The organism is Streptomyces sp. MnatMP-M17 (assembly GCF_900091995.1).
GTDB lineage: Bacteria > Actinomycetota > Actinomycetes > Streptomycetales > Streptomycetaceae > Streptomyces.
In genome coordinates, this window is record NZ_FMDK01000095.1 from 14,775 (window position 1) to 27,038 (window position 12,264).

12 protein-coding genes are annotated in these 12,264 nt (G+C 67.4%); 4 read left to right on the top strand and 8 right to left on the bottom strand.

From position 1 onward, the window contains the following. Window positions 1-143: 143 nt before the first annotated feature. Complete coding sequence (gene poxB / locus GA0115259_RS05475) at window positions 144-1,880, top strand: ubiquinone-dependent pyruvate dehydrogenase (RefSeq protein WP_093591652.1); 1,737 nt, start codon at window positions 144-146, stop codon at window positions 1,878-1,880. A 19-nt stretch (window positions 1,881-1,899) separates the two neighbouring features. Here poxB and GA0115259_RS05480 read toward each other — a convergent pair whose 3' ends face one another. From GA0115259_RS05480 to GA0115259_RS05505, 6 genes are all read right to left on the bottom strand, one after another. Then, window positions 1,900-2,901, bottom strand: coding sequence for an alpha/beta fold hydrolase (locus GA0115259_RS05480; RefSeq protein ID WP_093591655.1), 1,002 nt, complete (start codon window positions 2,899-2,901; stop codon window positions 1,900-1,902). Window positions 2,902-2,920: 19 nt separating this feature from the next. Beyond that, window positions 2,921-3,874: a YncE family protein gene (locus GA0115259_RS05485; RefSeq protein ID WP_093591658.1), complete on the bottom strand. Its 954-nt coding sequence runs from the start codon at window positions 3,872-3,874 to the stop codon at window positions 2,921-2,923. A 41-nt stretch (window positions 3,875-3,915) separates the two neighbouring features. Further along, window positions 3,916-4,962, bottom strand: a complete 1,047-nt coding sequence (locus GA0115259_RS05490) for a cupin domain-containing protein (RefSeq protein WP_093591661.1) — start codon at window positions 4,960-4,962, stop codon at window positions 3,916-3,918. A gap of 185 nt (window positions 4,963-5,147) precedes the next feature. Then, on the bottom strand, window positions 5,148-6,173 hold the full coding sequence (locus tag GA0115259_RS05495; RefSeq protein ID WP_256097914.1) for a quinone oxidoreductase family protein: 1,026 nt from the start codon (window positions 6,171-6,173) through the stop codon (window positions 5,148-5,150). A 184-nt stretch (window positions 6,174-6,357) separates the two neighbouring features. Beyond that, the gene (locus GA0115259_RS05500; RefSeq protein WP_093591664.1) at window positions 6,358-7,200 is read right to left on the bottom strand and encodes an SDR family NAD(P)-dependent oxidoreductase; all 843 of its coding nucleotides are present in this window, start codon (window positions 7,198-7,200) and stop codon (window positions 6,358-6,360) included. A 58-nt stretch (window positions 7,201-7,258) separates the two neighbouring features. Beyond that, on the bottom strand, window positions 7,259-7,618 hold the full coding sequence (locus GA0115259_RS05505) for a DUF4440 domain-containing protein (protein ID WP_093591667.1): 360 nt from the start codon (window positions 7,616-7,618) through the stop codon (window positions 7,259-7,261). Window positions 7,619-7,808: 190 nt separating this feature from the next. Between GA0115259_RS05505 and GA0115259_RS05510 the strand changes: the two genes are divergently transcribed. Next, window positions 7,809-8,342, top strand: a complete 534-nt coding sequence (locus tag GA0115259_RS05510) for a winged helix-turn-helix transcriptional regulator (RefSeq protein ID WP_176732439.1) — start codon at window positions 7,809-7,811, stop codon at window positions 8,340-8,342. A gap of 219 nt (window positions 8,343-8,561) precedes the next feature. After that, on the top strand, window positions 8,562-9,011 hold the full coding sequence (locus GA0115259_RS05515) for a hypothetical protein (protein ID WP_093591670.1): 450 nt from the start codon (window positions 8,562-8,564) through the stop codon (window positions 9,009-9,011). A 798-nt stretch (window positions 9,012-9,809) separates the two neighbouring features. Here the strand turns inward: GA0115259_RS05515 and GA0115259_RS05525 are convergent. Together GA0115259_RS05525 and GA0115259_RS05530 are read right to left on the bottom strand one after the other, a co-directional pair. Beyond that, on the bottom strand, window positions 9,810-10,505 hold the full coding sequence (locus tag GA0115259_RS05525; protein ID WP_176732440.1) for a type 1 glutamine amidotransferase domain-containing protein: 696 nt from the start codon (window positions 10,503-10,505) through the stop codon (window positions 9,810-9,812). Between the two features lie 466 nt (window positions 10,506-10,971). Next, window positions 10,972-11,265 carry an SDR family oxidoreductase gene (locus GA0115259_RS05530; protein ID WP_370747383.1) on the bottom strand — a complete coding sequence of 98 codons (294 nt, stop codon included), beginning with the start codon at window positions 11,263-11,265 and terminating at the stop codon, window positions 10,972-10,974. Window positions 11,266-11,406: 141 nt separating this feature from the next. Here GA0115259_RS05530 and GA0115259_RS05535 point away from each other — a divergent pair, with 141 nt between their 5' ends. Next, the gene (locus GA0115259_RS05535; protein ID WP_093591679.1) at window positions 11,407-11,973 is read left to right on the top strand and encodes a snapalysin family zinc-dependent metalloprotease; all 567 of its coding nucleotides are present in this window, start codon (window positions 11,407-11,409) and stop codon (window positions 11,971-11,973) included. Window positions 11,974-12,264 lie beyond the last annotated feature (291 nt).

The following is a 12,264-nucleotide window of genomic DNA, read 5'->3' on the forward strand; positions in this document are numbered from 1 at the left end:
GCGGGCGGCCTCCGGACGCTCACCGCCCAGCACACACGCCAGTCCCGCATCGTGCTGCCGGACGGACGAGGAGGATCAGCGACCGTGCCCGCACCGGTTCATGCTGATGAGGAGCTTGCTCACCCCAGCCCGAGGAGGAACGGATGGCCGCCACAGTCGCGGATGCCATGATCTCTACGCTCAAGGCCGCCGGTGTGCGGCGGATCTACGGCCTGCCGGGAGACTCTCTCAACGGTTTCACCGACGCCCTGCGCCGCGACGGCGGCATCGCCTGGGAGCATGTGAGGCATGAGGAGGCCGCCGCGTTCGCGGCCGCCGGCGAGACAGGCGTCACCGGCGAGCTCGCGGTCGCGGCCGGTAGCTGCGGCCCCGGGAACCTGCACCTCATCAACGGCATGTTCGACGCACAGCGCAGCCGGGTGCCGGTGCTCGTGATCGCCGCGCACATCCCGCGCGTGGAGATCGGCGGGGGCTACTTCCAGGAGACACACCCACAGGAGCTGTTCCGCGAGTGCAGTGTGTACTGCGAGATGGCGAGCGTGCCCGAGCAGGTGCCGAGGCTGCTGGAGATCGCCATGCGCACGGCCCTGGAGCGCGGCGGAGTCGGGGTGGTGGTCATCCCCGGCGAGTTGTTCCTCGACCGCGCCGCCTCCACGCCACCACCACGCCCGGTGTTCAGGTCGGCCTCACTCATCCGGCCGGACGACCGGTCGCTCGCGCAGGCGGCGCGCGTCCTCAACTCGGCCGAACGGGTCACCATCCTGGCCGGGGCGGGCTGCGCGGGCGCCCACGACGAGGCAGTCGCCCTGGCCAAGGCGCTGAAGGCGCCGATGGTCCACTCGCTGCGCGGCAAGGACTTCCTTGAGTACGACAACCCCTACGACGTCGGCCTGACCGGGCTGATCGGCTACAGCTCCGGCTACCGGGCGATGGAACACTGCGACGCGCTGCTGATGCTCGGCACCGACTTCCCGTACCGGTCGTTCTACCCCGAGAACGTCCCGGTCGTGCAGGTCGACGTGCGCGGCGAGCAGATCGGCCGCCGCACGCAGGTGGATGTCCCCCTGGTGGGGACCGTCAAGGAGACCGCGCAGGCGCTGCTGCCCCTGCTGAAGCGCCGGACGGACGACGGCTTCGCGGAGAAGATGATCGGACACTACCGGCGGGTTCGGGCCCGTCTGAACCGGCTGGCCGAGGCCGAACCGGCCGGCTCCCCCATGCACCCGCAGCAGGTCGCCGCCGCGATCGACCGGCTGGCGGCGCGTGACGCGGTCTTCACCGCCGATGTGGGGACTCCGACGGTGTGGGCGGCCCGTTATCTGCGCATGAACGGCGAGCGGCGGCTCATCGGTTCCTTCAACCACGGCTCGATGGCCAACGCGCTGCCGCACGCGATCGGCGCCCAGGCCAGTCAGCCCGGCCGCCAGGTGGTGGCCCTGTCAGGTGACGGCGGCGTGGCCATGCTGCTCGGCGAACTGATCACACTGCGCCAACTGGACCTCCCGGTGAAGATCGTCGTCTTCAATAACTCGGCGCTGTCCTTCGTCGAACTGGAGATGACAGCCGCGGGCATCGTCACCTACGGCACAGATCTGGACAACCCCGACTTCAGCGCCCTGGCCCGCGCCGCCGGTCTGTTCGCAGCGCGCGCCGGACGCGCCGACGAGCTGGAGGACGTCCTGCGGGCGGCCTTCGCGCACGACGGACCGGCGCTGATCGACGCCCGTACCGAACGGTACGAGCTGTCGTTGCCCCCGAAAATCACCCTTGAGCAGCTCAAAGGCTTCAGCCTGTTCGCTACCCGGACCATCCTCTCCGGCCGGGGGGACGAGATCCTCGAACTCACCAAGACCAACCTGCGCCAGCTCACCACCGAATAGAGCGCGCGCCCCGGGGTGATCAACCCCCCGTCTCCGCAAGCAGTTCGGCGAGATGGTTGCACCACACCTCGGCGACATGGAGCGTCTGGTGCCCCCGCGTTTTCGGGCCGGCCGGGAGTGTGATGGCCCGTCCGTGGGGAACCTCGGCGATGGCACTTTCCAGTCCCCCGAGTTCGACGGGGTTGAGTTCGTCGTCCTCGAAGTTGACAGCCAGCAGCGGCGCCCGTATCGCCTGGAGGCCGGGCGCCGGGTCGTAGTCCCTGGACGCGTCGAACTCCCAAATGACGTCGTTGGCGTCCGCACCGTCCAGTGCCTGCGACTCAATTCCCTCGATCTGTCTGTCGGTGACATCAATGGACCGAAGATCGGAGGCCATATGCCGCGCGCTGCCGACCATGAGCCGGAACAGCGCCATCGCGTGACCGACTCCGGCCGGCTGCTTGTTGTAGCGGCCCTCGGCGTACCCGGGGTCGGACTCGATCAGGTGGATGAGCATCCTCCGCCACAGCAGGTTCCGCCCGGTAATGCGCTCGGGAAGACTGGCGACCGCCATCAGCGCCCGCTGGTCCGGATACCGTTGGCCCCATATCCACGTCTGCATCCCGCCCATCGACGTGCCGAGCAGCAGCCGCAGCCGCTCGATGCCCAGCCCTTCGGCCAGCAGCCGATGCTGCCCCTCGACCATGTCACCGTAGCCGTAGTGCGGGAAGTCGGGCCCGAGCCCCTCACTGGGCCGGCTCGATCTGCCGTGCCCGATGGCGTCCGGCATGATCACGAAAAACCTGGTCACATCGAGGGGTCGGCCGCTGCCGAACAGGAAGTCCGCGATGGACGGTTGCAGGAACTGCCGGCCGGACCCGGTGGTGCCGTGCAACAGCATCACGGCGTTGTCAGCACGCGTGTTCAAGGATCCGAGCGTGTGGTACGCCAGGGTCACATCGAGGCGGTGTCCGTCGTCGAACCGGAAGTCGCTGACGGTGTGGAAGCCTGACTCGGCCTTGGAATTCCAGTCGGTGGTCATGAGCGGCCTCTGGAAGCCTCTAGAAGAACGACAGGGTCTCGATACCGACACCCGCCTGCACGGTACGCAGGACCTCACCGCGTTCGAGGTTGCACACGGCCAGCGAGCCCTCGTTGTGATTCGCGATGAGCACCGTCTCCCCGTCCTCGTGGAAGGCCATGTTCATGGGGCCCTGGCCGAGGTGCAGCAGGGTCTGTGACTTGAGGTCCCCGGAGAAGACGGTGGCCAGCGGCTCCTCGAAGTTCGTGACCACGAGGTATCTGCCGTCGGGGCTGTAGCGCGCGATCTGGGCCGCCTTCTGGTGCCCGTCGAGCGTGATCGTCGAGCGGATCTCGTCCGAGACCGTGTCGACCACGAAGAGCTGCGGCTGCTGTGCGTCGACGAGGATGACCGTCTCCCCGTCGGGGGACATGCCGATTCCCGCGGAGCCGTTCGGTGCGGGAATCTTCTTGACCACGCGTTTCGTGGCCAGATCTACGACCGACGCGAACGTGTCCTCCTCGTTCTCGGTGTAGAGCTTGCTGTTGTCCGGCAGCACCTCGACACGGTGTGCCTTGTTGGAGCCCACCTCGATCACGTTCTCCGTCGTGCCGCTCTCGGGGTCCATTTCGAGCACCACACCGCTGTTCTCACACACGCAGTACAACTGACCGTCCGCGCCCCAGCGCAGGCCGTGCGGGGCCAGGTGCGGGTACGTGCTGAGGTCACCGACATGCTTCCGCTCCCGCAGGTCGAACTTCGCGACCAGATGGCCCGGATGAGGGTTGTCCCCGTGGATACCGGCGCCGTATATGGGGACATACGCGAAACGGTGATCGGGCGAGACGAGAAGCTCGTGCACCCTCGGCGCGAAGCCTTCGAGGGTCAACTCGACCTCATAGGTCTCCGGATCGAGGAACAGGATGTGGTTCCCCAGCTTGTCGACAGCCACGAGACCGTCACTGCCCGTCAAAAAGTTGGCGTCTGTCGTCATCACAACTCTCCTGTTTCAAGGACATCGACCCGGGGGCCGGTTCAGGCCGGCATCCCCTGGCCGTCGCTGTCGACTTCGATACCGAACCGACTCCCGGCCGCCCTCAGCCGGTTGAGGTCTCCGTCCGGGTCGCTGCCCGGTCCGGGAGACGGACGGCACGCGGCGCGGTAGTACTCCTCGATCCCGCCGGGCACCGTCAGGTTGAACAGCCGTACGCTCCGATCGCCGCGGTTCCGCACCCGGTGGCGTACTCCCCAGGGCACGAGCACGGCTGCTCCGGCGGAGGCTTCGTACTCCTCTCCGTCGACCAGCACGGCCGCGGTCCCTTCCAGGACGTAGAACGCCTCCTCATAGCGGGCATGGCGATGGGCGGGCATCCCGCCGCCCGGCTCAAGGGTGATCTCGGTGACCGTGTAGGCGTCCGCGGTCGCGAGACCTGCCGCTTTGATGTTGTACGTCGCTCCGGCGGCGTACCGGCGGTCGCCTTCATCCGGGAGCACCAGGGTGGGGCCGCGTCCTTCACCGATCGGAAGGGGCCTTTCGCGCCCGTCGGAGCCGTCGGGGCCGCTTTCCAGGTAAGTAACGCCGTAGCGCGGGGTCCGGGCGTTGATCTCCTTGACCGGCATCGTCCCGTGTTCACGCGGAGGCTCGTCGCCCGGTGCGCCCAGTTCGAGGAAGAAGCCTTCATTGCCGCCCGGGGTGGTGAAGGTAATGAGTTCGGCGTTGTTCTCGCCGATATTGCGCCACTCATGAGGGATGCCGCGAGGCGCCGCGAAGAATGTACCGTCACCCACGGTGGTGTGGATTCCGCCCGCCTTCAGTTCGAGATTCCCGTCGAGCAGGAAGAAGCCCTCTTCCTCGCGTGAATGGACGTGCCTGGGCGGACCGGTGCCGGGCGGTGGATAGTCCAGCCAGAACGCGTACTCACTTCCCGTGTCCTCGCTGACAGCGGCAAAGGTGATCCGGTCGTCGCCCATCCACCAGATCGAGACCCCCTCGCCCGGCTTCACCAGCTTGCCGCGCCTGAGCAGCGGTGCGTCCCGCTGGATTGGCCTGTTGAGGTTCTGGGGTGTCCTGGCCTTGGCCATCGCTCAACCTTCCCGCCCGGGGCCGGCGGGTCGACCACCATGCGGGGTCGGCGATTCCGCGACCGGTTTCGTTGGGCCGGCTCTCGCAGCTCGTAAGAGCACACCACTTCAATACTTCGCCCACGGCGGGTCGTTGTCAAAACGTGCGGGTTTTGCAGATTTTGGGCCGCGTCGCGAGCGGCGGTTCAGGGACAGATGACCATTCGGCCTCGTATCCCCTTCTCCACCGCGAGATAGGCGTCCGTCCCGTTGTCCAGGGGATAGCGGTCCGTGATCGGGAGGGGGCGGAACTGTCCGGACTCGAAGTACGGCGTGATCGAGTCGAGCCGCGCGCCGGATTGGGCGGCGTTGAGGCTGAGGCTGTTGCAGCCCAAGATCCGCGTTTCGTTGTGGTAGAGGTCGACAAGGTCGATCTCCACGGTCCGCGTGCCGACAGCGCTGATCACCACGAGTCGGCCGCTGTGCGCGAGCGAGGCCAGGGCCGCCCGCGTGGTGACGCCACCGACCGCGTCGTAGACCACATCCGCACCTTTTCCGGCGGTGAGCCGTTTGACCTGCGCCCCGATGTCCTGCGCGCTGCCATCGAATGCGATGAACTCCTCAATGACCGCCGCGGCCGGGGTGTTGTCGGCGGGCCGTGTCCGGTCCACGCCGATCACATGGCCGCCAACGGCACGAGCGATCTGGGCGACAGCGCCACCCACGCCGCCCGAAACGCCGAACACAGCGATGTTCTCGTCCGTGGCAAGCCGCGCGGCTTCGACTGTACCGAGCCAGCCGACGACGAAATTGACCCCCATGGTCGAAGCCTCCTCGAAGCTCAGCCGCCCGGGTTTGCGCACCAGCGCCGCCGCGGGTGTGGCAAGCAGCTCCGCGTGCGAACCGTCGCGTGTGATACCGAGGTCGCCGCCGGTCCCCCAGACCTCCGCCCCGGTCCAGTCCCGCGGTCCGTCCAGGACAACGCCGGAAAAGTCACGCCCGGGGATTCGGGGAAGGGTCGTTCCCGATATCTGCCCGGCGACATTCTTCAGATCCGAGGGATTCACCGAGGCAGCCTTGACGGCTATGACCGCGTCGCCGTGCCGTGCCACGGGATCGGGCAGGTCGACAAGGTGCAGGACATGGGGATCACCGAAGCGGTCGAATCGCAGAGCGCGCATGATGACACTGCCCTTTCCGCGGTGGAAGTGGGTGTCCGGCTTCTCTTTCACTGTCACAGACCGTGAAAGACATGTCCAAATGTTCTTCCGGCACAGGACAGAACACGCGGCGGCCGGAATGCTCGGTCATCGCGTTTGTATCCAGCAGCCGCGAGGCCGAAATCGACTATCCGCTCCGCGTATTGGGCCTGTTCCTCCTCCAGTCTGGGGCTCGTCCTCAACGCGCGAGCCGCAGCTATGGCGCGGGAGGGAAGTCCGCGCTGCGCGAGGCGGCTTCGTAGTCGCGCAACTCTTCGATCATGCCTTCCAGCTGGCCGTGGACGGCGTCGTAGCCGGCGGCGCCCAGAACGAGCCGACGGGGAGGCTTGTCCTGATTCATTGCGTTCACAACGGCCTGTACTCCCCGGTAGGGATCGCCAGGCTGCCGGCCGTTCTGGTCAACCATGGAGGCACGAACGGCCTCGACGAGCGGCAGGTACGCGTCGACCGTCTCGGACACGGGTTCGTCGGCGAAGGCGGAGTACGCACGGGTACGGAAGGCGCCGGGTTCGACGGCCAGGACGTTGATGCCGAAGGGGGCAACTTCTTGCCGCAGTACCTCCGTGAGGCCCTCGATGGCGAACTTCGCGGCGCTGTAGTAGCCGAAGCCGGGCACGCCCCTCAGGCCGGCGACCGAGGACATGTTGATGATCCATCCGCTGCCACGGGCTCGCATGCCCGGGAGGACGGCGCGCAGGATCTCGGTGACGGAGAAGAAGTTCAGTTCGAAGGACCGCCTGACGTCGGCGTCGGCCGTGCCTTCGACGGAGCCGTACCAGCCCCGGCTGGCGTTGTTGACCAGGACGTCGATACGGCCGAATCGTTCCTCGGCGGCACGGACAGCCTCGCGGACCTGTTGGGCGTCGGTGACATCCAGCGGCAGGACGAGCGCTCTGCCGCCGTGGGGGCCGGCCCAGTCGTCGAGCAAATGCGGGCGGCGGGCGGTAAGGACGACATTGTCACCGCGCTCCAGGGCGGCGTCGGCGTAGGCCAGGCCGAAACCACCCGGGGTCCCGCCGGTGATGAACCAGGTGTTCATACTTCCTCATGATCTAGGGGCAGGCGGATCGGTGGATGCTGTGACGGCTCGGCGGCCGTCAGGGGGCGATGAAGAGTTCGCTGATCAGTCCGTGCTCGTCGAGGACGAAGCGGTAGCGCAGATCGACACGGCCGCCGGGGAAGTCGCCCTCGAGGTGCTGGACGACGGTGTACCTGTCGGGGCCGTTGCGCTCGGCTCCAACAGGCGTAGCGGTGTAGGTGTACTGGGAGGTGGCCTGCTCCAGCCAGCCTTTGATGGCGGCGGATCCCCGGTAGGTGCGGCCGTCGTCTGTGACATTGGCCTCCGGCGCGAACGCTGCCGCGGCAGTGGAGATGTTCTGCATGTCATGGGCCCGCAGGCAACGTCCGACGACCTCTGGCAGGTCGGCGACATCGACTGGGCCGGAATGTTCGGTCATGTCTGCCTCGCATGTGGCTGAATGTTGGCGGCCCGGGCGTGCCGGGCGTCCTGGGCGTGCCAGGCGCTGTGCAGATGCCGGACACCATGTCCGCGACTGTCCCGCGGGTGGACGCACGATGAGCACACCCCTGGCAACTGCTAAAATAGAAGCCAGTGACTTTCACTTTAGCAGTAACCCGGAGGGTGTCATGTCGAGCAGGATCCGGCTGGAGGATCGCGAGTGCCCGCTGTCGACCACGGTGCAGCATGTCGGCGAGTGGTGGACGCTGCTGATCCTCCACGACGCCTTCGACGGGTATACGCGCTTCGATCAGTTCCAGCAGAGCCTGGGTATTTCCACCAGCATGCTCACCGCACGACTGAAGACCCTGGTCGCCGATGGCCTGCTGGAACGGCGGCCCTATCAGACGAACCCGGTCCGCCACGAGTACGTCCTCACCGAACGCGGGCACTCCCTGCGGCCCGTGATCGTCGCCCTGGCCGCCTGGGGTAACCGGCACCTCGCCCCGCAGGATCGATCCATGGTCCTTGTCGATGCCGAGACCGGTCAGGAGGCCGATCCGGTCGTGGTCGACGCCCGCACCGGTAAGAGCCTCGACGACAGCGACGCATATGTGTTCACCGCCGGGCCGGCCGCCAGCGGGGCAATGCGGGCACGCTATGCCGAACTGGAGCGGCAGCGGCGATCGCGAAGCGCCGAGCCGGAGCCGGGCGCGGCGTAACCGCACTGCCTGCCGCCGCCTCCAAGCCCGCCGGCTGTCAAGAAGCCTTGACGACCTCCTCATCCGGGAGGAGCCGTCCGGTCGACGGCGGCACGCATCGTTCGCTGCTGCGACGGTCCGCTTCCGCCTATCGGGTGATGAAATCAATGAAATCGCCCATCATGCCCCGAACAGCGCCATGGTCTCTCCAGAGAGAAGAACTCGAAGAGGGGACAGACCATGCGTTTGAGGCGTATCGGAACGATCCTGAGCACAGTCGCGCTCACCATGCTGACGGTCCCGGCAGGCGACGCCCACGCTACGGCGATCGCCTGTGGCGGAGGTGTGTCGACCGGCCGGGTCGCCGTCAATGGCTGTATCAGCGCCGAGCGACACTCGGTGGAAGGTGTCCCCTATCGAGAAGTGACGGCGCACGTCAAGCTGCGTAACACCGGTACCAGGGCTCTGACGGTCTCCTACGAAGCGTTCTGGCTGTACGACGGTTCGACCTGGCGGAAAATCGGCAGCGGTCGCACCAACGTCGCACCTGGCGCGACCGTCGGCCCTGTCGAAGTCGGAAGCAAGTCCCTGATTTGTGGAGGGAAGGCCCAGATTCGCGTGCATGCTCAAGCCGCCGGCGCCGCCTGGAGCGGTTGGTCTCCTGCGGCCACGAGCCAATGCCAGACCTGAGCGCCTGACCTCCCCAATTCGGCGCCCGGCCCGCTGGCGGCAGCCAACGGCTCCCGGGACGCTCGAACCGGGGCCGGACCTCGCGGCCTCAGTCGCCACGCGCGGCGCCACCACCCGCGTCCTCGCCCATGGAAGCGGGGAGAGGCCGCAGCCGACCGACACGACCACACCCTGCGTCTGTGCTGGTTGCGCCAAAGCCCCGTCACGATCCGGTGTTGCCGCCAGAAGCGTTGACAGCCAGTGCTCCGGCCCGCGAGCATCGGCGGCGAGCCGGTTGCCCTGGACCCGTCCGCGTCGCCATAGCCGACAGGCCACCGCTTTGCCGACCGGACTCCGCCTGCTCGCCGCTCGGCCGCGGCTTCATCACCGGCACCGCCAAGCCCGCGGGCCGGTACGACGCCACCGACATGCGTAACGTGGACCCGCGCTGTCATCCCGGCCTCACCGACCCGCCACCTGCCGCCCGCCGAGCGGATCGCAGGCGGGCAGTTCGACCGTTAATTCGAGAAGCAGCGCGTCGCCGAGGTGACGGCCTGGTGTTGCAGAGCAGTCGCCGAGTACATCGCACCTGCCCCGACCCGGTCGCGGCGGATATGAAGACTTCCGCCCGCACGACACCTGACAGGTACTCAGCCTTCGTCATCGTCGTTCCCGCAGCGCCATCGGTGCAACGTCAACGACGGGCAGAGCGCCGGGCACTGACGTCGGAGCCGCCTGCGACCATTCCTCAGCGACGGTGTCCGGACGGCCGTTCGGGGGCGCGCGGTGTCCGGGCCGTCGGGCGGCTGCCAAGCGTTCTTACTTGACGATGTCCAGCAGCCGGTCTCCCAGCACGGCGGCGGAGCGAGGATTCTGTCCGGTGACGAGGTTGCGGTCCTCAACCATGAAAGGCTCCCAGATCGGGCCGCGGCTGTAATTCACGCCGACCTTCTCCTTAAGGTCCGTCTCCAGCAGCCAGGTCGCCCGGGAGGCCAGGCCTACCGCCTCCTCTTCCTCGTTGCTGAAGGCTGTGACGTTGTAGCCCCTGAAGGGCGAGACGCCGTGGATTCTGGTGGCCAGCATCGCGGCCGGTGCGTGGCACACGATCGCCAGCGGATTACCCGATTCCAGTTGGGCGGTGAGCAGTCGGCCCGCGTCGGCGTCGAACGCCAAGTCCGCCATCGGGCCGTGGCCGCCCGGCAGGTAGACCGCGTCGTAGTCCTCAAGGCGCACGTCCGACAGCTTGAGCGGCCGCCGCATCACTTCCGCGTCCCGGATGATCTCCTCCAGGCGGAGGGCCCCGTCTTCACCGCCCGCCATGGCCGGGCGCAGGCTCATCATGTCGACGTTCGGGGTGGTGCCGCCCGGTGTGGCCACCACCACCGAGTGGCCTGCGTCCGTGAGCAGCTTGTACGGATTCGCGAACTCCTCGGCCCAGTAACCGGTTGCGTACCTGGTGCCGTCCTTCAGTACCCAGTACGTGGCTCCGCTCACTATGAACAAGACCTTCGCCATCACTCATTCACCTCCTGCATAATTAACCCATTTAGGCCAATTAAGCCACTTTTCATAGTAAGCATTCCTTTCATTCGTTCGCATGCGTGTGGCCGCTCGACCTGGCTGAACCGCCCGATGGCGCGTCGCGGCTTGACTCACCTGCGGTGATCTCGCAGTCGTCGCAGGTGGCCGGTGGGTCGTCGGCGGCGGGCAGCCGCTTCTCCCGAATGGGTGGGCTGGGGTCGGCATGGGTTTGGCGATACGAGCGCTGACCCGACCGGCCTGGTTCGCCACCGCCGACGCGGACCGCGTTCCAACAGCCGTCGCGGTGGACCGGCGCTCCTGCGTGGACCTCGGCAGCGGCGACTGGTGGATCACCGGGCCGACGTTGGCGAACCGCTTGGCGAAGTTGGCAGCGACCCGCCCGGCGCGTCGAAAACGGCTCTGTTGGTCGCCGTCCTGGTGGCTCCGGGGGCGACCGCGTTCACCGTGACTCCTCGGGGCCGAGTTGGTTGGCCAGGGTCCTGCTCATCGTCTCGACCGCGGCCTTCGTCATGGCGAAAAACGTCTGGGCCGGGTTGGCCATCCGGGTCGCCACCGACGAGATCGTGATGATCCGGCCGCCGTCCCGCAGCAGCGGCAGCGCGTCCTCGATGATGAAGTACGGCGCTCGCACGTTCACTGCGAACAGGCGGTCGAAGTCCGGCTGCCGCAGACCTGCTTCTTCCAGGGCGGCCACGCCTCGGCGCGGGCACCGACGGGCTACGGCGATGCTCATGGAGCCTTCGAATGGCCGGGCTTGGCCGCCCTCTGTGACCGAGTGCCTCAGATCGACGGATTGGTGTCAGTCCTCGCTGGGCAGTGAGCAGAGGCAACGCAATGTCATGTGCACGACTATCTCTCTGCAAGGAGGTCGACCATGCACGTCCGTACGTTGACCGGAGGACTCGCCGCCGCCCTGGCCGTGACCTTTTCCCTGATGGGCGGCCAGGCCGTGGCTGCCCCATCGGCGGACACGGACAGAGCCCTGGCCGCGCGTGTAGTCACCTACGACGCCAGCGGCTCCGCCGAGTTCAGGTCCGCGGTCGACCGAGGCGCGGCGATCTGGAACGAGAGCGTCGACGCCGTCGAACTGCGGCCGGCCGCGGCCGGGCAGCGCGCCAACATACGGGTCCTGGCGGACAACGGCTGGCCCCGCGCCATCACCACCTCCCTGGGCAACGGGACCGTCTACATCGGACGACAGGCAGTGAACGAGGGCCACAACACAATCCGCATCTCGTCCCACGAACTGGGCCACATTCTGGGACTGCCGGACCGCAAGCCCGGACCGTGTTCAAGCCTGATGTCCGGTTCCAGCGCAGGAACCACGTGCACGAACGCCTATCCGAACACAGCCGAGAAGGCCGAGGTCGAAGGGTACTTCGGCGGCGCGTTCGCGCCGACGGCCCCAGCGGTACCGCTCAACCTCATGATCGTGGACTGAGACACCGCGCGGAACCCCAAGCGGAAGTGATCGTACGCCCCGGAGCGCAGACCGCGTTCCGGGGCGGCCGATGGCGCCGATGTCCGCGCCTCGGACCAGGCGCCCGAGGAACGACACATCCTCCTCGGCCGCCGTACACGCCCGCCGGCGGTGATGTGCGCGGGGAGGATCCGGTCGTCGCTTCTCGGGCCGTGCCTGGGATTCCGCCGCTGGTGGCGGCGGGCTATCGAGTCGCCGCGGTCGATCTGCGCGGCTGCGGCGAGTCCAGTGTCGGCTGGCCGACCTGGAGCC